A 26,333-nucleotide genomic window follows, 5' to 3' on the forward strand; every position below is an offset into this window, starting at 1 on the left:
CTGGATTCCCAGGCGCTTACGCGACCGGGCCTCCGAAGATCTCGATGGGCTTGCTGTCGGCCGAGATGGTCACGAGCGCGCGCTTGGTGTTCTTGCGCTTGCCGTAACCGAAGCGGGTCCGCTTGCGCTTGCCCTGACGGTTGGCGGTGTTGACGCTGGTCACCTTCACACCGAAGACCTTCTCCACGGCGATCTTGATCTGCGTCTTGTTGGAGTCCGGGTGCACCAGGAAGGTGTAGGTGCCCTCCTCGATCAGTCCGTAGGACTTCTCGGAGATGACCGGTGCCAGCAGAATGTCGCGGGGGTCGGCGATGGTGGTCACTTGCTCTCCTCCTGTGCAATCGCCGCGGTGTCTTGCGGAGACTCCGCGGGGCCGTGCACGAACGCGTTGAGCGCCTCGACGCTGAACACCACTTCGTCGCTGTTGAGCACGTCGTAGGTGTTGAGCTGGTCCGGAGCGATCGGGTGCACGTTCTGCAGGTTCGCCACGCTCTTCCACGCGGCGAGGTCCTCGCGGCCGACCACGACCAGGAACTTCTTGCGGTCCGACAGCTCGGCCAGGAAGCTCTTGGCGGTCTTGGTGGACGGGGTCTGCCCGGCCACCAGCTCGGTGATCACGTGGATGCGCTCGTTGCGCGCCCGGTCGGACAGGGCGCCACGCAGGGCGGCGGCCTTCATCTTCTTGGGCAGGCGCTGGGTGTAGTCGCGCGGCTGCGGGCCGTGCACGGTGCCACCGCCGGTGAACTGCGGCGCGCGAGTCGAACCCTGGCGGGCGCGACCGGTGCCCTTCTGCCGGTACGGCTTCTTGCCGCCGCCGGAGACCTGGCCACGGGTCTTGGTCGCGTGCGTGCCCTGGCGGGCCGCGGCCTGCTGGGCCACGACGACCTGGTGCATCAGCGCGATGTTCGCGGTCACGTCGAAGATCTCCGCGGGGAGGTCGACGGTGCCGTTGGTCTTGCCGCCGATCTCCTTGACCGGCAGCGTGAGATTTGCAGACTTCTTCTCAGTGTTCACAGCTGAGCTCGTCATGCGTGCGCACCACCCTTCACGGCGCTCTTGACGATCACGACGCCGCCCTTGCGACCCGGGATCGCTCCCTTGATCAGCAGCAGGCCGTTCTCCGCGTCCACCTTGTGCACCGAGAGGTTCTGCGTGGTGACCCGGTCGTTACCCATCCGGCCCGACATGCGCATGCCCTTGAACACGCGGCCGGGGGTGGCGCAGCCACCGATCGAACCCGGACGGCGGTGCACGGCCTGCGCACCGTGCGAGGCACCCTGGCCACGGAAGCCGTGGCGCTTCATGGTGCCCGCGAAACCCTTGCCCTTGCTGGTGCCGGTGACGTCGACGTAGGTGCCCTCTTCGAACACGTCGGCGTTGATCTCCTGGCCGATCTCGAAGGTGGAGGCGTCCGCGACGCGGATCTCGACGACGTGGCGACGCGGCGTGACACCGGCCTTGGCGAACTGGCCGGAGACCGGCTTGTTCACCTTGCGCGGGTCGATGGCGCCGAAGGCGACCTGAACGGCGCTGTAGCCGTCGCGCTCCACGGTGCGGATCTGGGTGACGACGTTCGGCCCGGCCTTGATGACGGTCACGGGAACGACGCGGTTGTTGTCGTCGAAGACCTGGGTCATGCCGAGCTTGGTGCCCAGGATGCCCGCGGCCGGCCTGTTCTTGTTGTCAGTCATGTCTCGAGTCCCCGTCACTGAATGTTGACGTCGACGCTGGCCGGCAGGTCGATGCGCATGAGCGCGTCCACCGTCTTCGGCGTCGGGTCGAGGATGTCGATAAGCCGCTTGTGCGTACGCATCTCGAAGTGCTCGCGAGAGTCCTTGTACTTGTGCGGCGAACGGATGACGCAGTACACGTTCTTCTCGGTCGGCAACGGCACCGGGCCGACGACGCGTGCCCCGGTGCGGGTCACCGTCTCCACGATCTTGCGCGCCGAAGCGTCGATCGCCTCGTGGTCGTAGGCCTTGAGCCTGATGCGGATCTTTTGTCCCGCCACGCTAAGTGTCCTTTTCTCCGCTTTCCTTCGTGGCCCGGAAGTCCGGCTACACCAGTCCTCTGGACCACCCTCATTTGCACAGCCCGAACACACGAAGACGTCCCAGCCCGAGCGGTCCGGCCCGGAGGAGGCAACCTGCGTAACCACGCAGGGCCCCGATCGGGCTGGATCCGACACAGTGGAGACCCCGACCGGGCACGCCCGATCCTCGCCGCTGTTCATCTGTCATGGTTCTCCGGTACACGCGGTCGGGCGTGTCGCCCGTCCGCTTATTCCTCGGCCTCGAATCGCTACGCATCTCAGGCCTGAAACATTGTCCCGGACGTACCCGCGCCAGAAACCCGGCGAGGTACATGATGGGGTACTGCTCGCCTCGCCCGACCAGCTGTTTCACCCGGAAACAGACACGGCCCGGTGCAAGGCAACCCGAACAGTATGCACGACCCCGGCGGGCTACTTCAAATCAGTGGGGTATCAGTGAACTTACTTTTGAGTAAGATAGCGGCCATGAGCACCGAGACCGTGACCTATCGCGGCTGGAAGAAGCTGCCGGACAACCGGCTGGGCCATGCCCTGTTCTCGCTCGGGATGGTGGCCCGGGTGCCCTACTTCGGTACCGTGCTGCCGAACGTGGTCCGGCTCGAACCGGGGTTGTGTGAGGTGACCTCGCCGAAGTGGTTCGGCATCCGCAATCACCTGGGCACCTTCCACGCCATCGCGGCGTGCAATCTGGCCGAGGTCGCGATGGGCATGCTCAGCGAGGCGACCGTGCCCACCACGCACCGGTGGATTCCCAAGGCGATGAACGTGCGCTACCTGGCCAAGGCGGAGACCGGGCTGCGGGCCGTCGCGAAACTGGCCGAGATCCCCGACTTCGCGAGTATCGCCGAGGGCCGGGAGGTGGTGGTGCCGGTATCGATCTACGACAAGCACGGCCTGGAAGTGGTGCACGCCGACATCACCACCTGGGTCACCCCGAAGTAGTCGGCCTCCGCGCGCGACGTACCCAGGGTCCGGCGAAGGCTGCCGGTTCCGGATCTCCCGGCGCCGGGACCGATGCGTCGACGGCGACGACTCGACCGCGCTCGATGCGCAGGACGTTCTCCGCGCATCCGGCGAGGTCGTCCGCGCGGCACGCCGAGACGACGATGGTCATGTCCTGCCGCGCGAGAGCCCGCAGCATTCCGGCCAGATAGCGACGACCGTTGTCGTCCAAATCGGCCATCGGGTTGTCCAGTACGAGTGCGGTCGTACCCGCGGCCAGCGCCCTGGCCAGGCTCAGCCACTTCTTCTCGCTCCGGGAGAGCCGAAGCACAGGTGTGGAAGCGGAGTCCGCCAAACGGGTGAGATGCAATGCCCGATCGACGAGTTCCTCGGCCGCTGCGGCGCGATGGCCCGCGACCTTCGCCGAGAACTCCACGACCTCGGCTACCGACCAGCTCTCGCTGCCCTCGTACACGTCCGGGACCCAGCCGACCCTGGCGCGGACCGCCCATGGTTCGACGCTCGGATCCGCCTCCTCCACGCGGAGCCGCCCTCGGTGTGGCCGCAACAGTCCGGCGAGCATCGACAACAAGGTCGTCTTCCCCGCGCCGTTCGACCCGACCACCGCGGTGATGCGGCCCGCGGGCGCACGGAAGGTCACGTCGTCGACCACCGCGACTCCAGCGAATTCGCGGCGCAGCCCGCTACATGTGATGCCGAGACCCACCGAGGTTCTCCATCTCCGTCTCGTTCTCGTGATCGTGTCCGGCCGGGTGCGCTCAGCAGGGCAATGTTCGCCGGTCTCCGGCGAGTGCCGACAGCACGGCGGCGGTGGCGCGCGGGTCCTCCAGGAGGCCGCTGTGGTCGGCCGCGGCGCCGGGGCATCCGTCCTGCAACCACACGTTGCGGTCGGCGGGGCCGGGTGCGGCGAGCAGGGCGGTGTCCTGGGGCGTGATCACCTGATCGGCGCGGGAGGCGATGGCCGTGTACCTCGGGCCGGGCACGGTCTCGCCTCCCGCGTTCAACTGGTTCAGCAGCGGTGACCCGACCAGTTGCTGCCGGCCCGGAGTCCCGAAGACCTGGGCCGCGATCTGCGCGTCACCCAAGCCGAGCGCGGCCAGATCCGGATAGCTGCCGCGCAATCCGGCCCAGGTCGAGCCGCGATAGGGCGTGCCGAGCGTCACCACTCGGGACACCGCCGCCGCGCCGCGAGCGCGCAGGTACTGCCGGATCACGGTGCCGCCGGTGGAGTGGCCGACCAGCGCCACCCGGCTCGCGCCCGTGGTCTCCCGCACGGTCCGCACGACTTCGGCGAGTTCGCCCGCCATCCGATCGATGTCGGCCACGCCGTAGACCACGCGTCCCAGCAGTGCGGCGCCGATCGGCCCGATGCCGGTGGCACTGGAGCCGGTCTGCCCGCTCACCGCGTCGATGACACCCGGTGCGGCGCCGAGATTCGCGGCGAACACGCAGTGTCCCTCGGCCCGGACGGCGGGCGCGAGCAAGGCGAAACTGCGGCCGATATCGGTGCCCGAACCGTGCACGAGCACCACCGGCTCCGGACGCGCCGACGTGGGCCGACAGGACCAGTCGTTGGCGCCGTTCAGCGCCGGTGTCTCCGGTGCGGAGGTCGCGGTCGGCGCGTGGCACAGCGCCGCGCAGGCCGCCGCGATCATGAGGCCGACGACGCGCGCGGCCCGGATGCGAAAAGTCATCTCGAATTCCCGGCGGATCAGATTCCCAATGCAGCGGCCAGCGTCGGCCACGAGTCCTTCAGCGCGTCCTCCCAATATCCCCAGGAATGGGTTCCTTCCGGGCGGAAGTTGTATCGCGCGGGTATACCGAGACTGTCCAGCCGTTCTTTCATGTTGTGCGAGCAGTAATTGGTGGCCGCTTCGATCACACCGCCGACGACGAGCTGATTCGCGAAACCCCACGGACCGTTCAGCGAGTATTTTCCGCCGTACTGGTCGTAGACGCCGGGGATACCATTTCCACTGGCGATGTAGATCGATTTTCCGCGCAATCCCTCCGCCTGCACGTAAGGGTCGTTGGCCACCCATTGCGGGTCGCCCGCGGGCCCCCACATGTTGTCCAGTTCCGCGAGACCCCACTCCTCGACGGTCAGCCGGACGAACTCGCGGCCGACCGGATCGCTGGTCTGCGCGCACCCGCTGTAGGCGGCGACGCCGGCGAACAGGTCACCCGTGGTCGCGGCGAGCGCGAGCGTCGTGGTCCCCGACATCGAGAAACCCGCGAGGGCATTGCGCCCGCTGGTCCCCAGATACGAGTCGATCAGCGGAGGCAGTTCGCCGCTCAGGAAGGTCCGCCATTTCTGGCGGCCCAGCCTGGCGTCGTCCTTCTCCCAGTCCGCGTAGTAGCTGAACATGCCGCCGATCGGCGTGACCACGTGCACGTTCTCGTCCGCGAGGAATTGCATCGCATCGGTCTTCGTGGCCCAGGTGGAGCCGTCGACGCCACCGGCCGCGCCGAGCAGCAGATACAGCACCGGCCGGGGAACGCTCAGGTCCGCGGCGCGCTGCACTTCCACCGGAATATCGAGATCCATGGCGGCGGAATGCACCGTGAGTGTCAGGCTCCGCGCATTGTGCTCCTGCACGGAGACAATAGAAGACTCCGCGGGTGCCGCCTGGGCCTGCACCGAAACCATTGCCCATGCGCCGGCGACGACCGCCGACGACAGCAGCCGCCGGAGGTGGCTTCCTCTCATGACTCCCCTTATCCCGAATTCCGGAACGCCTCCCGTTCCGAGCTCAGGCTATGGTCTGTCGCGGACCGATTCACGACTGAAGTTGCTGGGCCACCGATTCTGGGGGCACGCCGGAGAACCGGAATTATCGCCCGCTCGGATAGATCCGATCGCGAAATAGCCAGACCCGAATTCCTCGGCCTCGATGCGTGGAATAGTTGCGCTTCCATCGGCCCACCGATTGAATGCCCCCATGGGTGTCAGCACGGAAGTCGATGTGTGCGTGGTGGGGCTCGGCCCTACCGGACGGGCACTCGCGCACCGCGCGATGATCGCCGGGCTGACGGTGACCGCGATCGACCCCCGCCCCGACCGGCTGTGGCCGCCCACCTTCTCCTGCTGGGCGGACGAACTGCCGCACTGGCTGCCACACACCACTGTCGCGACCACTATCCCCGCGCCCACGGTGTGGACGAAGAGCGTGCGTCGCATCGATCGTCCCTATTGCGTGCTGTCCAAACCCGGTCTGCGCGCGGCGCTGTCGCTCGACGACGCCACCGTGGTGGCCGGCCGCGCCACGCGGGTCGGCGCGCACCAGGTGGAGCTCGCCGACGGCGCGGTGCACCGGGCGGCGGCGGTGTTCGACACGCGCGGGCTGCCCCCGCTCGGACGCCGCCGGGCGGCGAGCGCGCACGGCATCTTCGTCGACGCCGAGACGGCCGCGCCGATGATCGCCGAAGGCGAGGGCCTGCTGCTGGACTGGCGTCCGGACAACGGCGCGGGTCCGGACGAGCCGCCGTCGTTTCTCTACGCGGTGCCGCTCGGCAACGGCACGGTGATCTTCGAGGAGACCAGCCTCGGCCTGCGGGGCGGCATGCCGCAGCGCGAACTGCGCAGACGCGCGCTCGCGCGCCTCGCCGCGCACGGCATCCGGCTCACCGGCGCCGAACCGAGCGAGGCGGCGCACTATCCGCTCGACCAGCCGCCGCCGCGCAACGGCGAAGCGCGCGCGATTCCGTTCGGCTCGCGCGGCGGCATGATGCACCCGTGCACCGGGTACAGCGTCGCCGGCTCACTCGCGCAGGTCGACACCGCGATCACCGCGCTGCGCGAAGGCCGCGACCCCATCGCCGCGCTGTGGTCGCGGCGCGCGCGACTGGTGTATTGGATGCGGATGCGCGGCCTCCACGGCCTCGGCAGACTCACCACCGAACAGTCCATCGCCATGTTCGACGCGTTCTTCAGCGCATCCCCGCGTCGTCAGCGCGCCCTGCTGTCCGCGCACGACGACTACCCGGCCCTGGGCGCGGTGCTGTTCGACACGGTCGCGCACACCTGGCCGTTCCACTGGCGTTACGACCTGGTCGGCTGGCGAAACCGGAACCGCTGGCTGGACTACGACTTCGCCGCACTCCGGGACGGCGCCGAACGCCGGATCCGGTGAATCGAAACCCGGCGCACGACGACGCACGTGGTTACGGCCCGGTCTCCGCGGCCCGACGGTATCCCCTGATCGCGGGGTAGGCGAAGACGACGATCATCCCCAACGTCCAAGCGAGCGTCTCGAGCAGCGGGTCGGCGACCGCACCGCCGTAGGACAACCCGCGCATCGCATCGATCGCGCAACTCATCGGCTGGTGCGCCACCACGTCCTGCAACCAGATCGGGTAGGCGAAGACCGGGACGAAACCCGAGTTGAAGAACATCAGCAGCGTGCTGATCATGCCGATGACGTTCACCAGTATCACGCCCTCGGACACGGTGGCCAGCGCGGTCACCAGAACGGCGAACGCCACCCCGAACAGCACCGGGATGCCGATCAGCGCCAGCGCCGCGACCGGTCCCTGATCGAACCGGAAGCCGAGCAGCAGGCCGACCGCGACGACGCACACCGTGGTCACCAGCACGCGGATCGCCTCGGCGAGCAGCCGGCCGGTGAATCCCGCCGCGCGGTGCACCGGCATCGTCCAGAACCGGCCGAGCAATCCGGTCATCTTCTCGGTCTTGAAGCCAAGGGCGCTGACCACCGCACCGGACATCGCCGCGACCAACGTCAACAACGGGACCGTGCCGTACACGGCGGGCATGCCGGTGGCCCCGGAGACGGGCTTGTTCAGCACGATGTAGAACATCACCAAAGTGAGCGCGGGATACACCAGCGTCTGGATGGTCGTCGCCGGATCACGTGCCCAGACCAGCAGCAGCCTCTTGCACTGGATCAGGCTCTGCGCCACCCAGGTGACCAGCGACGCCTCCGGCCGTGCCCGGACCACGGGCAGGGGCTCGGCCGAGCGTCCCTCGAACTCCTCGGCCTGCCCCGCGGTGCGCCGCACGGTCGATTCCACCGAACTCATGACCGCCTCACACTCGCCCAGATCGCCACCGGGGTGAACACTGCCGCCAGCCCGATCAACCACACCAGCGGAACCCATAACACCTGCCAGGTCACGCCGTCGGCCGCCATGTCGCGCAACGCGAAGGAGAACTGGGAGATCGGCTGATTGCGCACGAACGGGCGAATCCATTCCGGGAAGTTGTGTTCCGGGACGAACCCGCAGGAGAGCATGCCGAAGATCAGCGTCGGCAAGGTCAGCGCCTGACTGAGCGACTCCGGGCTCTTGGTCAGACTGCCGAGCCCGTCGGCGCCGACCGCGAGCACCGTGCCGACCGCGAGCGAGAACGCGCAGAACAGCACGGCCTGGCCGACGCCCGCGACGAAGCGGAAGCCGATCAGGTACCCGAACAGCACCGCGGCGGTGAGCGAGGTCACCGACCGGACCAGCCCGGCGCAGATGCGCGAGGTGAACGGCACCAGCGTCCCGATCGGCATGGTCTGCAGGCGGGTGCTCAGGCCCGTCATCGCCTCGAACGCGGCCAGCTGCGCGTTCGACATCATGGTGAAGGCCATGGTCTGCAACACGATGATCGGCATGACGTACTGGGCGTAGTCGACGCCCTGGATCTTCATCACGTAGCGCAACGGCAGATAGAAGCCGAGGGTGAAGATCAGCGGTGTGACGGCCGCGACGATCAGCTCGCCTTTGGTCGCCATGGTGCGGACGACGCGGCCGGTCAGCGCGCGCCACTGCGCGAAGGACGACAGCCGCGCCGCGGGCAGCTCGGCGAACAACGTCACCTCTGTCCGGGTGGGCTCCGGGGCGGTGGCAGCGGTCACGCTCGACCGCCCGAGCGGCCGGTGATGGACAGGAACACGTCGTCGAGCGAGGGGCGGCGCAGCGCGATGTCGGCCAGCTCCACACCGGCGCTGTCGAGCCTGCGCAGCGCCTCGGTCAGCGTGGCGGCGCCCTCCGGCGCCGGGATGGACAGCCGGTCACCGCCGTCGGCGTCGGCCAGCACCGCGGGCGGCACCAGGTCGCCCAGGGCGTACGCGGCGGTGCGCAGCTTCTTGCGATCCAGCGGGACGACCTCGCAGTAGCTGCCGCCGGTCTTCTCCTTGAGCTCGTCGGCGGTGCCCTCGGCGATCACCGTGCCCTTGTCGATCACGATGATGTTGTCGCTGAGCACGTCGGCTTCCTCCAGGTACTGCGTGGTCAGCAGCACGGTGATGCCCTGCTTTTTCAGCGCGGTCACCAGATCCCAGACACCCTGTCTGCTGCGCGGGTCGAGACCGGTGGTCGGCTCGTCCAGGAACACCACCTCCGGACGCACCACCAGCCCGCAGGCGATGTCGACGCGGCGGCGCATGCCGCCGGAATAGCTGCGCACGGCCCGGCGGCCCGCGCTCACCAGATCGAATTCCTCGAGCAGGGTGTCGGCGCGCTTGCGGGCGACGGACTTGCCCAGGCCCATCAGCCTGCCGAACAGCTCGAGGTTCTCCCGGCCGGAGAGATTCTCGTCCAGCGCCGCGTATTGACCGGTCATCATGATCGATCGACGCACACCCGCCGGGTCCTTCAGCACGTCGTACCCGGCGACGACGGCGGTGCCGGAGTCGGGGCGCAGCAGCGTGGAGAGGATCTTGACCATGGTCGTCTTACCCGCGCCGTTGGGCCCGAGGATGCCGAGGACCGACGCGCGTTCGGCGACGAAGCCGACGCCCTGCAGCGCATGCACATCGCCGAACGACTTGCGGACGTCCGCTACCCGGACCGCGGGCTCGCTCGCGTGCGAATCTGCTTGGTTGGAACTCGGCATCAACTCTCCACTATCGGCCGGTACGGCGACCAGGTCGCCCGAGTGCAGGCGCACGCTCGGATTGGTGATCCGTCGCGCTCGGCGTGATGTTACCGGCCCGATCGCCCCGGCTTTCGCGTCGCGTGAGGTACCCGCACCAGCGCGCGCCCGCTGTGTCCTTACTCACATTTCCCGCTGCCCGTTCGTCGTGCACAGAATCATCGCTGGTGAGCGCGATCCGGGCCGGACGCCGGGCCCGCGGCCGAGCCTTGTCGCTGCGCCGCGCGAGACCATAGTCTGCTTTGTGGGGGAAAACACTCACTCGTCCACGGCTGTGGCCCCGCTGAGCGGTCCGCACGCCGGTTTCGACACTGCGAGAGGTGATCATGGCCGAGTCCGCGCAGTCATGGTTGGCGGCGCGTCCGGGAGGAACGGGCCGAACGAACGTCCTGACGTCCTATGACCCGCGCACCGGCGAGGTCGTGGGCAACTACGCCGTGATGAGCACGGGCGAACTGAATCGCGCGGTGCGCGCGGCCCGCTCCGCCGAAAAATGGTGGACGGAACTGGGATTCAGCAGCCGGAAGCGGTGGCTGCTGGACTGGAAACGCGAGATCGCCCGGCGCTCCGGCGAATTGGTCGACCTGCTGTGCGAGGAGACCGGGAAGCCGGTGGCCGACGCCGCGATCGAAGTGATGCTCGCGGTGGAGAACCTGGACTGGGCCGCGCGCAACGCGGGCCGCGCGCTGGACCGGCGGCGCATCGGTTCCAGCTGGCTCACCCGCAATCAGCGGGCCTCCGTCGGTTATCTGCCGCTGGGCGTCGTCGGGGTACTCGGCCCCTGGAACAACCCGGTGTTCACCCCGATGGGTTCGATCGCCTACGCGATGGCCGCGGGCAACGCCGTGGTGTTCAAGCCGCACGAGTCGACCACCGGCGTCGGCGTGTGGCTGGCCGACAGCTGGTCCCGGCTCGCACCGAATCAACCTGTGCTGCAAGTGGTTACGGGCGACCAGGCCACCGGAACCGCGCTGTGCCGGGCGAAGGTCGACAAGATCGCCTACGCCGGTTCCGAGGCAGGCGCCCGCGAGGTGATCTCGGTGTGCGCGCAGACCATGACGCCGGTCGTCGTCGAGCGCAGCGGCAAGGGCAGCATGGTCGTGCACGTCGACGCGAAGCTGGACGACGCCGCCGAGGCCGCCGTGTTCGGCGCGATGGCCAACGCCGGGCAGAACGCTACCGGCATTCAGCGGGCCTACGTCGCCCAATCGGTCTACGACCGCTTCCTGGACCTGGTCGTGGACCAGGCGCGCAAGCTGCGGCCGGGCGCCGACCGGAAGGCGTCCTACGGCCCGATGATCATGGAGGCACAGGTCGAGGTGGTGCGCAGGCAGGTGCGCGATGCGGTGGCCCGCGGCGGCCGCGCGGTGGTCGGCGGGCTCGACTCCATTCGCGACCCCTACATCGAGCCGATCGTGCTGGCCGAGGTGCCGGAGGAGAGCATCGCGATCACCGGCGAGGGCATCGGGCCCGTGCTCATCGTGAACAAGGTGGCGAGCATGGACGAGGCCGCCGAACGGATCAACGCGGTGGGCACCGATGTCGCGGTGTCGGTGTTCACCAGGGATGTGCACGAGATCGAGGCGTTCGCCGAGCAACTGCGCGTCGGGGTGGTGACCATCAACTCCTCGACCGGGTACGCGAGCATTCCCGCGCTGCCGTTCGGCGGCGTGGGCGAATACGGCCAGGGGCACAGCCACGGCGACCAGGGACTGCGGGAGTTCAGCCGGACCCTGTCCATCACCCGCAAGCGCTATCAGGCCCCGGTGAACCTGTCCACGTTCGATCGGCACCCGCGCCACCTCCGCCTGGCCAGGGCGATCTTCCGGATCCGGCACGGCCGCCCCTGAGCGAGGTGCCGCGAGGCCTTCGCCGCGGCCATGCGCGGATCAATGACGGACCCGGTCCGGTTGTGCCTTTTCGGCGAGCAGAACTGCGTCCATGAGCGCGGTGACCCGCGCCACCTGCGCGGGCCGGGAATCGAATCGGATCAGCCTGCCCACATCGATCACCTGACCGATGGCGGCGTGCACCCGGAAACGCGCTTCCACCGGGTCGCCGTCCAGCAGGTTGGCCCACTCCAGCACGTTCTGCCGCTGGATGGCGCGCAGCTTGTGCTGCTCGGCCTGCGGCAGATTGCCGAACTCGGCGTAGTACACCGCCATGATCTCGGGCGTGGCGAAACTCAGCTTGGCGTAGCGGTCGGCCACATTCCGGGCGGCGTCCGCGCGGCTCGTCGATTCGGCCAGCGCCTCGGTGATCGCGATGGCCAGCCGGTCTCCGGTGCGGTGGAACGCCGCGGCGAGCAGGTCGGCCTTGCTCGCGAAATACCGGTACACGCTGGAGGCGTTGATGCCTACGGCGGCGCCGATCTCCTCGATGCTCGCCTCGTGATACCCCTGCCTGCCGAAGATCCGGATGGCCTCGGTGAGCAGTTGTTCCCGCTTGGAAGTCACCGGGATACCGCGCACGGGCGGGCCGGGATCCGGTTCGGCGGGCGCGGGCGGCAGCTCGGTGCGCAGGATGGCCCAGGACAGCTGATTCAGCAGCGGAAGCAGCCGAGCGCTCGACAACGCGGTGCGGTGCGCGGCGATGCTCGCGATCGCGCTGAGCACGCCCGCGGCCAGCATGGCCACATCCGCGGGCGGCGCCTCGGGTCGCAGCAGCGCGATCGGCGCCGCGAGGGTGTTGTTCAGGTCGTCGTAGATCTTCTTGATCCGGACGCGGTCGTCGCGCTCCAGGTAGCGACGCTCCCAGCGGTAGAGCCCCGCCTCGCGGCGGATCTCGACGGTGTGCTCGCTGATCGCGCGGATCAGCGCGTCCGCGCGCCGCGCGGGGTCGAGCCGGGCGTCGTCGGCTCCCTCGGCGACGCTCAGCAGGTGTTGCGCGCCCCCCTCCGCGGCGGCGACCAGCAGCGCGTACTTACTGGTGAAATGCCGGTAGAGGGCCGGACCGGAGATACCGACCTCGGCGGCGATCTCGTCCACACCGACCGGGTAGTAGCCGCGTTCGCTGAACGCGCGGGCGGCCGCGCGGATGATCTGCACCTTGCGGTCCTTCGGACGCCGGCGCACCGATGGCGCGCCCTCAGCGCCCGCCCTTCGGCCCGGTTCGGGGCGCGCGGGAGCGAGATCGACCTCGCTGCGATCCGCGACCATGCACCTCTCCGTTCTGCGGCGGCGCTGGTTGACAGCGCCCGACAATGGAACCTAAGTTAACCACAATTCGCAATGTTAACCACTATTCACAGCCTGCCCTCCGCCGAATTGCAGCTTAGGAGCAAACGTGAGCAACAACGATTCCGCGGCCCCGGCCGCGCCGGCCGCCGCGAAGTTCACCGCGGTGCAGGACGGCAAGGTACTTCGGATCACGATCACCAATCCGACACGGAAGAACGCCATCGACTACGACACCATGGTCGCGCTCGGGGACACCTTCCGCACGGCGGCGAACGACCGCGCGGTGCGGGCAATCGTACTGACCGGCGAAGGCGGCGCTTTCTGCACCGGCGCCGACGTCTCCGCGAGCGCGGACCAGGCGCGCCGGAGCATCACCCCGGACCTGGTGATGGACGCGGCGAACCGGCTGGTGCGGGCGATCGTCGACGCGCCGGTCCCGGTGATCGCGCGGATCCGGGGCGCCGCGGCGGGCGTCGGCGTCGGCATCGCGCTGGCCGCCGACCTGGTCTACGCGAGCGAAGACTCCTACCTGCTGCTGGCCTTCATCAACATCGGCCTGATGCCCGACGGCGGGGCGGCCACACTGGTGGCCGCGGCGGCGGGCCGCCCGCTGGCGGCGCGGATGGCACTGCTCGGCGAGCGGTTGCCCGCCCGGGAGGCCGCGGCGGCCGGTCTGTTCACCGCCGTCGTGCCCGACGACGAACTCGACGCCGCGGTCGAGGCCGGGGTGGCGAAGATCGCCACGGGTCCGCGTCGCGCGCTGGAACTCACCAAGCAAGCGCTGAACCAGGCCACGCTGGCATCGCTGGACTCGGCCCTGGCCGCCGAGAAGGCCGGGCAGACCGAACTGCTGAGCTCGCCCGATTTCATGGAGGGCGCCGCCGCGCTGCTCGGCAAGCGCAAGCCCGTCTTCACCGACTGATCGGCCCGCCGGAACGCAACAACCGATCGGCGACTATGTTCATCGGCTATGACTTACCTGGTTACCGGGGCAACTGGGTTCATCGGTCGTTTTCTCATCCCTGAGCTCCTGAAACGCGAGGGTGACATCCATGTGCTGGTTCGGCCGGACGACGCCTCGGCCGACCGGTTCGCCTGCTGGGCACAGGAATGGGCGGGCGGCGACCGCGTCCGTCCGGTACGTGGTGATCTGGGCGCCCCGGGGCTGGGCATCGACCCGGCCTGGCTGGCCCGGCATCGCGGCGCCATCGAGCATGTCTTCCATCTGGCCGCGGGCGACGACCCGACCGAACGCGGCGGGGGGACCGGACACCTGGTCGACGTCGCCGAGGAACTGAGTGTCGGCCTGCTGCACCACATCTCGACCGTGGAGGTGGCCGGGTCGAGCGAGGGCCTGTTCACCGAGGACATGTTCGATCACGGCCAGGCGCTGGCCACTGCGACGCAGCGAGCGAAGTTCGAGGCCGAGCGGATCGTGCGGGAATCGTCGCTGCGCTGGCGGATCTATCGGCCGTCGATCGTGATCGGGCATTCCAGGACCGGCGAGATCGATCGGATCGACGGCCCGTACTACTTCTTCCGCCTGCTGCGCATCGGCGCGCAGCTGCCCAGGCTGCTGCCGGTGCTCGTGCCGAAACTGGGCGAGACCAACATGGTCCCGGTGGATTTCGTGGCCCGCGCCCTCGATCACATCGCGCATCGCCCCGGCTCGGACAAGCTCACCTTCCACTTGGTGGATCCGCGCAGGCAGAGCGCGGTCGAGGCGCTCAACCTGTTCGCCGACGAGGCGGGCGCGCCGCATCTGGTGGAGGTGATGCCCAAGCGCACCCTGGACATGATGTTGCGGGTCCCCGGCGCGAACTGGCTGCTGCCCCGGGTAGGCGTGCCGCTGGACGTGCTGGAGCACAGCGAGTTCGCCTGCTGGTTCGATTGCAGGCACACCAGCGCGGCCCTGGCGGGCACCGACATCAAAGTTCCGCCGTTGGAGGCTTACGCACCGCGCATCTGGAAGTACTGGATCGAGAACTGGGTGTGATCGGCGCGCCGCACCGGGCGGGCTACCGCCCGGTGACGGTGAGATAGATCAGGGCGACGTTGAGCGCCGAGATGATCGCCGCGACCGCCCAGGCCAGCGCGGTGGTCACGCGGTGGTTGACGTCCGCGCCCATCAGCGTGCGGTCACTCGTGAACCGCACCAGGGGAATCAATGCGAACGGGATGCCGAACGACAGCACCACCTGGGAGATGATCAGCGCGCGGGTCGGGTCGATGCCCAACGCCAGGACCGCGACGGCCGGGATCAGCGTGATCAGCCTGCGCGCGATCAGCGGGATCCGCCGGTGCAGCAGGCCCTGCATGATCATCGCGCCCGCGTAGGCGCCGACCGACGTCGAGGCCAGGCCGGAGGCGAGCAGGCCGATCGCGAGCAGCAACGCGGCGGCCGGGCCCAGGACGTCGCCGACGGCCGCGTGCGCGTCTTCGATGGTCTCGACATCCCGGCCGCGCAGGGTATTGGCCGCCATCAGCAGCATGGCCATGTTCACCGTGCCCGCCAAGATCATGGCCAGCCCGACGTCGACCTTGGTGATCCGCAGCAGCCTGGTGCGCAGCGGCCCGGCCGCCGGTTGCCCGTGCCGGTCGCGGGCCAAGCCGGAGTGCAGGTAGACCGCGTGCGGCATGACCGTCGCGCCGATCATGGCGGCGGCGAGCAGGACGCTCTCGGTGCCCTGGAAGCGCGGCAGGAGTCCACCCACCGTGTCCGCGGGCGACGGCGGGGCGATGACCACGCTCGCCAGGAATCCGATCGCGATGATCGCGAGCATCCCGGTGATCACCCGCTCGAACGGCTGCTGGCCGCGGCGATCCTGCACCAGCAACAGACCCATCGATACCGCGCCGGTGATCACGCCGCCGAGCAGCATGGGCAGACCGAACAGCAGATGCAGCGCGATGGCGCCGCCGACCACCTCGGCCAAGTCGGTGGCGATCGCGACCGTCTCCGCCTGCGCCCAGTACGCGAGCCGAACCGGGCGGCCCGCCTTCGCGCGCACCGCCTCCGGCAGCGACCACCCGGTGACCAGACCGAGCTTGGCCGAGAGGAACTGGACCAGCCCCGCCATCACGTTGGCCAGGACGATCACCCAGACCAGGAGATAACCGAACTGCGCGCCCGCACTGATATTGGACGCGACATTACCGGGATCGACGTATGCGATGGCCGCGACGAATGCCGGCCCGAGCAGGACCGACGCGGCACGTGCGCGCCCGGTGACGGACTTCGTCGATTCGACCAATGTAATACCCACGAACTGAATTTTACGGTCTCCCGAACTTTTTTGTGTCGGTTAGCCCGAAAAAACAACAACCGCCTGGTACCGCGACAGCGGCACCAGGCGGTCGATGGAAGCAGGCCGGGCGTCCCGGCTCCGTTCAGGTCAGATACCGAGCCCCTTCGCGAGCACCGGCCACGACCGCTGGAACTCGTCGCGCCAGTAGCCCCACGAGTGGGTGCCCGAATCGCGGAAGTTGTAGGTGGCCGGGATGCCCAACTGGTCCAGCCGGTTCTTCAGGTTGTGCGTGCAGTAGTTGGTGCCCGCCTCGATCACACCGCCGATGACGATCTGGTTGGCCAGACCGTACGCGCCGGGAAGGGCGTACGGACCGTTGAGCGTGTCGTACTGGCCGGGCAGGCCGTTGCCGGTGGAGATGTAGAGGTCGAGCCCGCGCAACCCCTCGGCGTTCACGTACGGGTCGTTGGCCACCCACTCCGGTGAGCCTTCGGGACCCCACATGTTGTCGGTGTTGCCGCCGCCCCAGGTCTCGACGGTCAGCTTGACGAACTCCGAGCCGACCGGGTCACTGGTCTGCGCGCAGCCGCTGTAGGCCGCGGCGGCCTTGTACAGGCCTTGCTTGGCGATCGGCAGCGCCAGCACCGTGGTGCCCGAGGTGGACAGGCCCGCGATGGCGTTCACGCCATTGGTGCCCAGCGCTCCGTCGACCAGCGGGGGCAGTTCCTCGGTGAAGAACGTCTTCCACTTGTTGCGTCCGAGTACCGGGTCGTCCTTGATCCAGTCGGTGTAGTAGCTCCACTTGCCGCCGATCGGCTGGATCACATTGACGTTCTTGTCCGACAGGAACTGCAGCGCGTCGGTCTTCGCCTGCCAGGAGGCTTCGTCCTCGCCGCCGCCGGCGCCGTTGAGCAGGTACAGCGTCGGACGCGGCACGGAGGCGTCGGCCGGGCGCTGAACGTCGATGATGATCTTCTCGTCCATCGCCGCCGAGTACACGTACAGCCGGATGCTGCGCGCGTCCTTGTACTCGGCTTTGGTGATACGCGAACCGTCCGGGGCGACCGGGTTGCCCAACAGAGTCTTGGAATCGATGATCGGATCAGCCGTCGCGCTGGACGTGCCGAGACCGGTCATCATTCCCGCGAGCACCGCGGTTGCCGCGATCGCGGCGGCGGCCCGCAGGCCGCCGCGCCGGCTCTGTCGACGTATCAATTTCGCACCTTCGCTTCGTCTCGAGATTCGCTCTGCATGCCCCACACGCCGAGGTGGATATCCAGGCATCCGCCCGGCCATACGGCCTGTAGTCGTCACAACAGTGGACTTCGTTACCGCACCGTTGCCCCATCATGCCGGAACGGTGTCGGTTCGATCATGACCGCCCCGTGTTTCGTGTCGCTTCCCACCCCGGAGGATCGAGCAACTCGGACAATCGCGGACCGATCCGCGCGAGCGCCTCCGGCGATGTCATCTGATCGTGCGAGACACCGACGGGATGATCGTCCACCCGGCCGTCGACATAAGGTTGCCAGCCGGCCGCCGCGGTATCGTGACCGGCCGCGCTGAAGTACTCCAACCGGCCGCGGAAGACCTCCGGCCGGTGTTCGGCGATCAACTCGGCCGAGCGCACCGCGCTGCGGTAGATCCGGCGCACCCGCTCCGGTGTGAGCACCGCCATGTCCGGCGGGATGGTGGCGTGCAGCGCGGCCAGCGCGTCCTCGCTCAGATCGTGGATGTCGCCGTCGCCGGGCAGCAGGGCGTCCGCGCCGATGCCCAGTTCGGCCAGCGCCTCGCGGATCGCCGCACGGAAATCCGTGACATCGATGCCGGGGTGACTGTCGAGCATGGTCAGCAGCCCGATCTCCTCACCCGCGGCCTGCAATTCGGTCGCCACCGCGTGCGCCAGCACACCGCCGAGCGACCAGCCGAGCAGCCGGTAGGGTCCGTGCGGCTGCACCGCGCGGATCTCGGCCACGTAGCGGCGCGCCATCTCGATCAGCGATTCCGGCAGGTAGCGCTCTTCGGTGAGCGCGGGCGACTGTAGGCCGAAGATCGGCGTGCTCGCGGGCACGTAGCGCGCGAGTCCCGCATAGCACCAGGACAATCCGTACATCGGATGCAGACAGAACAGCGGCGCGGCGGCGGCCACGTCGTGCGGCACCATGGTGCGGATCGGCAACAGGACGCCGAGCGCCGCGTTCGAGTCCTGGTCGTAGTCGTGATCGTCGGCGAGCGCGGCCAGGATCCGGGCCGCCAGCGCCGCCGGGGTGGGATCGGTGAAGAACCACTGCACCCGCACCTCGGCGCCGGTGAGCGTGCGCAACCGCCTGACCGCCCGCGTGGCGACCAGCGACGTGCCACCGAGATCGAAGAAGTCGTCGTCCATCCCGATCCGCTGTCCCGCGCCGGGTTCGAGCACTGAGTCGAACACCTCGAGCACGGTCCGCTCCAGCGGCGTGCCCGGCGCGCGGTACGGACGGGCCACCGACCGCGGCTCGGGCAGCGCCTTGCGGTCGAGTTTGCCGCTGGCGTTGAGCGGGAGCTCGGCGAGCGCGACGACAGCCGAGGGCACCATGTACGACGGCAGCGCGGCGCGGGCGTGCCGCAGCAACGCGGCTTCGTCGAGGGTCTCCCCCGGCGTGAGGACGACATAGGCGGCCAGCCGGTCGCCGACGGCCCCGCGCACGACCGCGACCGCGGCGTGCCGCACCTGCGGATGACTCGTCAGCACGGCCTCGATCTCACCGGGCTCCACGCGCTGGCCGCGCAGCTTGATCTGGAAGTCGCTGCGGCCCAGGTACTCCAGCGCGCCGTCGCGCCAGCGCACGATGTCGCCGGTGCGGTAGAGCCGGGCGCCGCCCGCATGGGCGATGAAACGCTCGGCGGTGCCTGCCGGAGCGCCGAGATAGCCGCGCGCCAGTTGCGCACCCGCGACGTACAACTCGCCCGCCGCGCCCGGCGGCACCGGCAGCAACTGCCGGTCGAGCACGTGCACGCGAGTGTTGGCCACCGGCACGCCGATCGGAACCCCCACCGCGGCGGTGTCCCGCACGGGATGGTCGGTGACCACGGTGGCCTCGGCGGGGCCGTACCAGTTGACCAGCTCGGCGCCCGGCACGATCGCGGCGAACCTCGTCGCGGTCTCCCCGGACAACGCCTCGCCCGCGGCGAACACTCGGCGCAGCGACGGGTACGCCGCGGTCGAGTCTGCCGCCGGATCCAGGAACGCATCCAGCATCGACGGTACGAAATGCACCGTGGTCACGGCGTTGTCGACGATGGCCTGAGCCAGATAGGCCGGGTCGCGGTGCCCGTCGGGCGCGGCGATCACGATCGACGCCCCGGTCTGCAACGGCCAGAACAACTCCCAGGCGGAGATGTCGAAGGTGATCGGCGTCTTGTGCAGCACCACGTCGCCGTCGTCGTGCGGGTGGGCCGACTGCGCCCAGCGGAACTGATTCACCATCTGCCGGTGCGTGATCATCACGCCTTTGGGGCGACCGGTGGAGCCGGAGGTGTAGATGACGTAGGCGACGGTGTCCGGATGCACCTCCGCCCGCGGCCAGGGGCCGTCGTACGGAGACAGATACAGCGTGTCCACCGCGACCACCGGCACACACGTCGCGGTGTCGAACGCGTCCGCGGTGGTGGTCAGCACGCAGATCGGAGCGGTACTGCCGAGAACGTACTCGTTGCGCTCGGCCGGGTGATCCGGATCGATCGGGACGTAGCCGCCACCGGCCCGCAGCACCGCGTAGACCGCGACGACCAGGTCGACGCTTCGCCGCATGGCCACGGCGACCAGCGTCTCCGGGCCGACGCCCCAGCGCATCAGCTCGACGGCCAAGGACCGGACCCGCGAGTCGAATTCGGCGTAGCTGAGCGTGGTGTCGCCGAAGCGCACCGCGGGCGCGTCCGGCGTGCGCGCCACCTGAGCGGCGAACAACGACGGCAACGTCGCGCCGTCGAGCAGTTCCGGCACGTCGGTGGCGTTGCGCGCGGCCAGCTCGGCGCGCTCGTCGTCCAGCAGCACATCGACCTCGCCGACGCGGGCCTGCGGGGTGGTCACGAAACGGACGATCAGCGCCGAGAGCCGCTGCGCGAGCGCGAGCGCCGCCGGTTCGTCGGTCACATCGCGCAAGTACTTCACCGAGACGCGCAACTGGTCGTCCAGCAGCACCATCACCGTGAACGGGTAATGGGTGCCGTTGACCGCGCCGACGCCGGTGACGTTCATACCGTCGATGGCGCCCGCGCGGTCCAGCCCATCCCGGTCCACCGGGAACGACTCGAACACGACGAGCGAGTCGAACAGCCCCGCCACGCCGACGGCTTCCTGGATGTCGCTCAACCCCAGGTAGTGGTAGTCCAGCAGGGCGGCCTGCTCGGCCTGTAGCCGCCGCAGCAGCCCGCCCAGCGTGCCGGTCGCGTCGAGTCGCACCCGCACCGGGATCGCGTTGAGGAACAGGCCGACCATCGCCTCGACGCCGTCCAGCTCGGCCGGCCGGCCGGACACGGTGGCGCCGAAGACCACGTCGTCCCGGTCGACGGTGCGACCGATCAACACTCCCCAGGCAGCCTGCACCACGGTATTCACCGTGACGCCGAGTCCCGACGCGAACCGGGTCAGCGCGGTGGTGTCGGCGGGGGACAGCTCGAAACCGACTTCGCCCACGCCCGAGGCGATCTCGCGGCCCGGATCGACCGGCGCCAGCGGCGTCGGCTCGGTGATACCGGCCAGCGCGGCGCGCCACGCGGAACGCGCGGCTTCCGCGTCCTGAGCGACCAGCCAAGCCAGGTAGTCGCGGTAGGGCCGCACCGAAGGCAGGTGCCGGGAATTTCCGCCGAACGCGTACAGCGTGAGCAGTTCTTTCGCCAACAGCGGCATGGACCAGCCGTCGACGAGGATGTGGTGACTGGTCACCAGCAGGTGATAGCGGGCCGCGGCGGAGCGGACCAGCGCGAACCGCAGCAACGGCGCGGTCCGCATGTCGAAGTGCTCGGCCAGATCCGCCGCCTTGATCCGCTCGAACTCGGCACCGGCCGCGGCCGGTTCCAGCCGGCTCAGATCGACCAGCCGCCACGGCACCTCCAGCGAATCCTGCACGATCTGCACGGGCTTGCCCTCGCTGTCGTCGGCGAAGGCGACGCGCAGGTTGTCGTGCCGGTCCAGCACCGCCTGCGCGGCCGCCTGCATCCGGCGGGCATCCACCGCGCCGCCCAGATCCAGCACGAACTGGGTGGTGTAGACGTCGACCGAGTGCTCCGCGAGCAGGGCGTGGTACAGCATGCCCGATTGCAGCGGCGTGAGCGGCCAGGCGTCGGTCAGGTCCGGGTAGGCGCGGGCGAAGCGGTCGATGTCGGGTTGCTTGAGCCGCACCAGCGGGAAGTCCGAGGGGGTGTAGGCGCCCGCGTCCGGGCGCAGGCCGTGCTCGGCGAGGCCACCGAGCGCGCGAATCCAGTGCTCGGCGAAAGTTTTGGCGTCCTCGCCGCGGAATGCGGTGGCGGCGAAGTCGAATCGGGCGAGCAGGCCGTCGTCGGTGGCCTCGACGGTCAGCACCAGCAGCAGGTCGTGGGACGGGAGGTCGGTGTGCACCCGCGCCGGACGCAGGTCCCGGTAGCGCAGCGCGAACCGCCCGCGCCCGAGCCCGCGTAGCTCGGCGGCGGTCTCGGCATTGAGGTGGCGCAACAAGCCGTAGCCGACACCGCGCGAGGGCACCGACCGCCGCAGCTCCTTGATCTGCGCGATCGCGGTGCCCGCCGCTGGGCCGCCGATCAGGGCCTCCTCGATGTCGATCCGGCTCAACCGCAACGGAAGCGGATATTCGGTGACGAAGCCGCCCACCGTGCTCGCCGCGTCGGCATCGGTGGCCGCGCGACCGTCGGCGGACAGCCGGACGACCGAACCGATGGCGCGCGTGACGGTCTCGCCCGCGGAGGTCTGCAGGGCCAGCGCCAGCGCGGTGAGCAGGATGTCGTCGACCCCGGCGTGGTAGGCCTCGGCCGCCGCGGCGACGGCCGCCGCACCCTCCGCGGTGATGGTGAGCGATACCCGGCTGCGTGCGCGCAGATCTCGTCCGTCGGTTCCCGCACCCTCCGGCACGGAGCCGAGCGCCAATCGCCACCAACGCATTTCGGCGACGGTGACCGGATCGTGCGCCTTGGCCGAGAGCGCGCGGATCAGCGGCCGGAGGCCGGATTCGGTGCTCGCGGGCGCGGCGTGGCGCGCCCGCTGCCACCGTGCGGTCAGGTGGTCCACGATCGCCCGCCAGGAGACGTCGTCGACGACGAGGCTGCTGGCTACGACGATGAGCGTGGAGCGCGCCTCGGGACCGCCGGTGAGCACGAAGTAGATGTTGCGGCCCTGCTCCGGGTCGAGGGCGGCCGCGGCCGCCTGCACCACGTCGTCGATGGGCAGCGAAGTCTCCCCGCACTGCGGGTCCAGCCTGCGGAACGCCTCGCCGGTGCGTTCGGCCGGGGCGGGAATGCGCAGCACCGGCGTGCCGTCGTCGCTGTACGCCACCCGCACCCACAGCATCGGATGCTGATCGAGCACGGCGACCACGGCGGCGTGCACCGTCGCCACGGAGCAGGTTTCGGGGACATCGAGAGCGATGGCCCGCACTTCGATGCCGTCGTCCAGCATCCGCGCCGCGTCCGGCGTCAGCGGTAGTTCACCCGCCTCGTCACCGGGACCGCCCTCCACCGCGGCGACCCGGGCCAGCGCGGCGACGGTCCGGCAGGCGAAGACGTCCCGCGGCGCGAAGCGCACGCCGCGGGCGCGCGAGCGGGAGACCACCTGGATGGACACGATGCTGTCGCCGCCGAGGGCGAAGAAGTCGTCGTCCAGGCCGACCCGTTCGACGCCGAGCACCTCGCCGATCACCTCGGCGATCACCAGTTCCGTCGGGGTTCGCGGCGCGCGGTAGGCGCGGGTGTCCGGCTCGGGCGCGGGCAGCGCCTTGCGATCCAGCTTCCCCACTGGTGTCAGCGGAATCGCGTCGAGTACGACGATCGCCGCCGGAACCAGGTACTCCGGCAGCGTGCGTCCGATTCGCTCGGTCAGTACCGCCGGGTCGGCCGTCGCACCCTTGGCGGGCAGCACGTAGGAGACCAGCATGGTGGCGCCGGAACCGGTTTCGCGTCCCAGCGTCACGGCGAAGCCGACTTCGGGCTGGGCCGTGAGCGCGGCGTCGATCTCACCGAGTTCGATGCGGAAGCCGCGCACCTGCACCTGGAAGTCGTTGCGGCCCAGGTACTCCAGGACCGGCGCGCCCTCGGCGCGGCGCCGGCGCACCAGGTCGCCGGTGCGGTAGAGCCGCTCGCCGGGCACGCCGTACGGGTCGGCCACGAACCGGGCGGCGGTGAGCGCGGGGCGGGCATGGTAGCCGCGCGCGAGCTGGACGCCGCCCAGATACAGTTCGCCCGTGACACCCTCGGGCACCGGGCGCAGCCTGCTGTCGAGCACCAGCGACCGCATGCCGCGGATCGGTCCGCCGATCGTGACCGGTTCGCCGGGCCGCAACGGGTCGCTGATGTTGGTCATGATGGTGGTCTCGGTCGGCCCGTAACCATTGTGGAAATCCCGCTCCGGCGTGGTCGTCCACTTGGCGGCCAGCTCGGCGGGTACCGCTTCGCCGCCCGCCACGATGGCCCGGATCCCCGGCAACTCGTCCGGATCGAGGGAGGCGAGCACCGACGGCGTGAGGAAGGCGTGTGTGACTCCGCCCGCGCGCATCAGCTCGGCCAGTTCCGCACCACCGAAGGTCAGCGGCGGCGCCACCACGAGCCCGCCCGCGGAACCCAAGGCCAGCAGCAGTTCCAGTATCGACGCGTCGAACGACGGCGACGCGAACGCCAAGGCTCGCGTGGATCGGTCGAGCCGGTAGCGCTCCACCTGCTCGGCGCTGAAATTCGCCAGGCCGGCGTGGGTCACCACCACGCCCTTGGGCACGCCGGTGGAGCCGGAGGTGTAGATCACGTACGCGGCGTTGCTCGTCCGCAACGGTCCGCGCAGTTCGCCGGGCCGCAATGGTTGGTCCGAGCGCGCGGCGACGTCGAGGGTGAAGTCGTGGTCGTCCAAGGCGAGCCACCCGCCGGGGTGCGCGGGCAGGTGGTCCAGTTCGGCGGTGAGCGTCACGCCGAGTGCCACGCCGGAATCGGCGACCAGGTGCGCGATGCGGTCGGCAGGATAGGTCGGGTCGATCGGGACGAAGGCCGCCCCGGTCTTGGCCACCGCCCACAGTGTCAGCACGGATTCCACCGAACGACGGATCGCGATGGCGACCCGCGCCTCCGGTCCCGCGCCGCGGTCGATCAGCGCCCGCGCCAATTGCACGGAAGCCGCGTCGAGTTCGGCGTAGCTGAAGGTGCGGTCGCCCGCGACCACGGCGATACCGGCCGGATTCGCCGCGACGGCGGCGGCCATCAGCTCCGGCAGCGTGCGCGGCGGCACGGCGGGTGCGCCGGTACCGGTGATCAGGTCCGTGCGCTCCGAGTCGTCCAGGATCTCCAGATCGCCGACGGCGGTGTCCGGGCGCAGGGCGATCGCGGACAGGATGCGACAGAACCTGCGGCCGAACTCGACCACGGTCGGTTCGTCGAACAGGTCACGGGCATAGGTGAACGCGGCGGCGAGACCGGCTTCCGCGCCGGACTCCGTGCGCTGCTCCCGCACGGTCAACAGCAGATCGAACTTGGCGGTCTCGGCGGCCGGGTCCAGCGCGGTGAGGCTCAGGCCGGGTAGCTCGAAGCCGGTGGTGGCCAGGTTCTCGAACGACAGCGCCACCTGGAACAGCGGATGGCGACCGGTCGAACGCTCGGGGGCGAGCACCTCGACCAGCCGCTCGAACGGGATGTCGGCGTTGGCGAAGGCGTGCAGGTCCGTTTCCCGCGTGCGGGCCAGCAGTTCGGTGAAGCCGAGACCGGGCGCGACCCGGGTGCGCAGCACCAACGTGTTGACGAACATGCCGATCAGGTCGTCGAGTTCGGCCTCGCCGCGGCCCGCGACGGGCGTGCCGATGGCGATGTCCTCGGTGCCGGACAGACGAGCCGAGAAGACCGCGAACGCGGCGTGCACCACCATGAACAGCGTGGCGTTGTGCCGCCGCGCGAGTTCCGCCAGCGCCGCGTGCACGCCGGCGTCCACGACGAAATCCGCTGTGCCGCCCGCGAAGGACTGGGCGGATGGGCGCGGGCGGTCCGCGGGCAGGTTCAGCTCGTCGGGCAGATCGGCGAGTTCGGTGGTCCAGTAGGCCAGTTGCGCGCCCGCGAGCGACTCCGGGTCGTCGTCGGCGCCGAGTGCGTCGCGCTGCCACAGCGCGTAGTCGGCGTACTGGATGGGCAGCGGCGCCCAGGACGGCTCCTGGCCACCGCTGCGCGCCACGTAAGCCAGCATCAGGTCCCGGGTCAGTGGGCGCATCGACCAGCCGTCCGCGCTGATGTGGTGGGCGACGAAGACCAGCACGTACTCGGTGCCCGCGAGTTGCAACAGCTTCGCGCGGAACGGCACGTCGACGGTCACGTCGAAGCCCGCGGCGACGATCCGCTGTACCTCGTCGGCGACGTGCTCGTCGCCGATCTGCGCGGGAGTGAGATCCACGGGGACCTCGTGCGGAGCGAGGACCCGCTGGACCGGGCCGTCCGGCGTCTCGGGATAGATCGTGCGCAGGGTTTCGTGGCGCGCGACGAGATCGGCGACGGCGTGCCGCAGCGCGGCCACGTCCAGGTCGCCGGACAAGCGGATGGCGGCCGGGATGTTGTAGACCGAAGCCGAGGTATCGAACTGGTTGAGGAACCACATGCGCTGCTGCGCCGGCGACAACGGGATGCGGTCCGGACGCGGACCGGCGACGAGCGGGGTGCGTTTGTGTTCACCGGCGCCACGCTCGACCTTGATCGCGAGTCCGGCGACGGTGGAGGCTTCGAAGATGGTGCGGACCGGGACCCGAGTGTCCAACGCCGCACCGATCCGCGCCGCCACCTGCGTCGCCAGCAGTGAATTACCC

General features: G+C 69.5%; 19 protein-coding genes. 5 read left to right on the plus strand and 14 right to left on the minus strand.

Annotated features, from left to right (window positions below; all coding sequences use genetic code 11):
- Window positions 1-16 precede the first annotated feature (16 nt).
- The 4 genes from rplW to rpsJ are packed head-to-tail and all read right to left on the minus strand — an operon-like array spanning window position 17 to window position 2,011.
- The gene (gene rplW, locus ACT89H_RS19500; RefSeq protein ID WP_011207266.1) at window positions 17-322 is read right to left on the minus strand and encodes a 50S ribosomal protein L23; all 306 of its coding nucleotides are present in this window, start codon (window positions 320-322) and stop codon (window positions 17-19) included.
- A complete protein-coding gene (rplD, locus tag ACT89H_RS19505; RefSeq protein ID WP_445110038.1) occupies window positions 319-1,029 on the minus strand; it encodes a 50S ribosomal protein L4 in 711 nt (236 codons plus the stop codon). The genes rplW and rplD overlap by 4 nt, the downstream gene beginning before the upstream one ends.
- Window positions 1,026-1,691 (minus strand): 50S ribosomal protein L3, encoded by a 666-nt coding sequence (rplC, locus tag ACT89H_RS19510; RefSeq protein WP_445110039.1) that lies wholly within the window; start codon window positions 1,689-1,691, stop codon window positions 1,026-1,028. Before rplC ends, rplD begins: the two co-directional genes overlap by 4 nt.
- 14 nt (window positions 1,692-1,705) lie before the next feature.
- Complete coding sequence (gene rpsJ, locus ACT89H_RS19515; protein WP_003938093.1) at window positions 1,706-2,011, minus strand: 30S ribosomal protein S10; 306 nt, start codon at window positions 2,009-2,011, stop codon at window positions 1,706-1,708.
- A 507-nt stretch (window positions 2,012-2,518) separates the two neighbouring features.
- Between rpsJ and ACT89H_RS19520 the strand changes: the two genes are divergently transcribed.
- Entirely contained in the window at window positions 2,519-2,995 is a 477-nt protein-coding gene (locus tag ACT89H_RS19520; RefSeq protein ID WP_445110040.1) for a hotdog fold domain-containing protein, read from the plus strand.
- On the opposite strand, the gene ACT89H_RS19525 is transcribed toward ACT89H_RS19520, so the two are convergent.
- From ACT89H_RS19525 to ACT89H_RS19535, 3 genes are read right to left on the minus strand one after another with little or no spacing between them, the layout of a single operon-like run.
- The gene (locus ACT89H_RS19525) at window positions 2,982-3,722 is read right to left on the minus strand and encodes an ATP-binding cassette domain-containing protein (RefSeq protein ID WP_445110041.1); all 741 of its coding nucleotides are present in this window, start codon (window positions 3,720-3,722) and stop codon (window positions 2,982-2,984) included. The genes ACT89H_RS19520 and ACT89H_RS19525 overlap by 14 nt on opposite strands.
- Window positions 3,723-3,774: 52 nt before the next feature.
- A complete protein-coding gene (locus ACT89H_RS19530; protein WP_445110042.1) occupies window positions 3,775-4,710 on the minus strand; it encodes a lipase family alpha/beta hydrolase in 936 nt (311 codons plus the stop codon).
- Window positions 4,711-4,727: 17 nt separating this feature from the next.
- Complete coding sequence (locus ACT89H_RS19535; RefSeq protein ID WP_445110043.1) at window positions 4,728-5,726, minus strand: alpha/beta hydrolase; 999 nt, start codon at window positions 5,724-5,726, stop codon at window positions 4,728-4,730.
- A gap of 232 nt (window positions 5,727-5,958) precedes the next feature.
- Here ACT89H_RS19535 and ACT89H_RS19540 point away from each other — a divergent pair, with 232 nt between their 5' ends.
- Window positions 5,959-7,149: a lycopene cyclase family protein gene (locus ACT89H_RS19540; protein WP_445110044.1), complete on the plus strand. Its 1,191-nt coding sequence runs from the start codon at window positions 5,959-5,961 to the stop codon at window positions 7,147-7,149.
- A 31-nt stretch (window positions 7,150-7,180) separates the two neighbouring features.
- Here the strand turns inward: ACT89H_RS19540 and ACT89H_RS19545 are convergent, their stop codons facing one another.
- From ACT89H_RS19545 to ACT89H_RS19555, 3 genes are read right to left on the minus strand one after another with little or no spacing between them, the layout of a single operon-like run.
- Window positions 7,181-8,059, minus strand: a complete 879-nt coding sequence (locus tag ACT89H_RS19545; protein WP_445110045.1) for an ABC transporter permease — start codon at window positions 8,057-8,059, stop codon at window positions 7,181-7,183.
- The gene (locus ACT89H_RS19550; protein WP_445110046.1) at window positions 8,056-8,880 is read right to left on the minus strand and encodes an ABC transporter permease; all 825 of its coding nucleotides are present in this window, start codon (window positions 8,878-8,880) and stop codon (window positions 8,056-8,058) included. Before ACT89H_RS19550 ends, ACT89H_RS19545 begins: the two co-directional genes overlap by 4 nt.
- Window positions 8,877-9,860 (minus strand): ATP-binding cassette domain-containing protein, encoded by a 984-nt coding sequence (locus ACT89H_RS19555; RefSeq protein WP_445110047.1) that lies wholly within the window; start codon window positions 9,858-9,860, stop codon window positions 8,877-8,879. Before ACT89H_RS19555 ends, ACT89H_RS19550 begins: the two co-directional genes overlap by 4 nt.
- A gap of 365 nt (window positions 9,861-10,225) precedes the next feature.
- Here ACT89H_RS19555 and ACT89H_RS19560 point away from each other — a divergent pair, with 365 nt between their 5' ends.
- Entirely contained in the window at window positions 10,226-11,749 is a 1,524-nt protein-coding gene (locus tag ACT89H_RS19560) for an aldehyde dehydrogenase family protein (protein WP_445110069.1), read from the plus strand.
- Window positions 11,750-11,788: 39 nt separating this feature from the next.
- Here the strand turns inward: ACT89H_RS19560 and ACT89H_RS19565 are convergent, their stop codons facing one another.
- Window positions 11,789-13,057, minus strand: coding sequence for a TetR/AcrR family transcriptional regulator (locus tag ACT89H_RS19565; protein ID WP_445110048.1), 1,269 nt, complete (start codon window positions 13,055-13,057; stop codon window positions 11,789-11,791).
- Between the two features lie 127 nt (window positions 13,058-13,184).
- Between ACT89H_RS19565 and ACT89H_RS19570 the strand changes: the two genes are divergently transcribed.
- Together ACT89H_RS19570 and ACT89H_RS19575 are read left to right on the plus strand one after the other, a co-directional pair.
- Entirely contained in the window at window positions 13,185-14,000 is an 816-nt protein-coding gene (locus tag ACT89H_RS19570; protein WP_445110049.1) for an enoyl-CoA hydratase, read from the plus strand.
- A 48-nt stretch (window positions 14,001-14,048) separates the two neighbouring features.
- A complete protein-coding gene (locus tag ACT89H_RS19575) occupies window positions 14,049-15,074 on the plus strand; it encodes an SDR family oxidoreductase (RefSeq protein WP_445110050.1) in 1,026 nt (341 codons plus the stop codon).
- 22 nt (window positions 15,075-15,096) lie between these two features.
- Here ACT89H_RS19575 and ACT89H_RS19580 read toward each other — a convergent pair whose 3' ends face one another.
- From ACT89H_RS19580 to ACT89H_RS19590, 3 genes are all read right to left on the minus strand, one after another.
- Window positions 15,097-16,338 carry an Nramp family divalent metal transporter gene (locus tag ACT89H_RS19580; RefSeq protein ID WP_445110070.1) on the minus strand — a complete coding sequence of 414 codons (1,242 nt, stop codon included), beginning with the start codon at window positions 16,336-16,338 and terminating at the stop codon, window positions 15,097-15,099.
- Window positions 16,339-16,473: 135 nt separating this feature from the next.
- Window positions 16,474-17,463: an alpha/beta hydrolase gene (locus ACT89H_RS19585; protein WP_445110071.1), complete on the minus strand. Its 990-nt coding sequence runs from the start codon at window positions 17,461-17,463 to the stop codon at window positions 16,474-16,476.
- A gap of 235 nt (window positions 17,464-17,698) precedes the next feature.
- On the minus strand, window positions 17,699-26,333 hold an 8,635-nt coding region (locus tag ACT89H_RS19590; RefSeq protein ID WP_445110051.1), incomplete at its 5' end, for a non-ribosomal peptide synthetase.

The sequence above is a fragment of the Nocardia aegles genome, assembly GCF_052545135.1.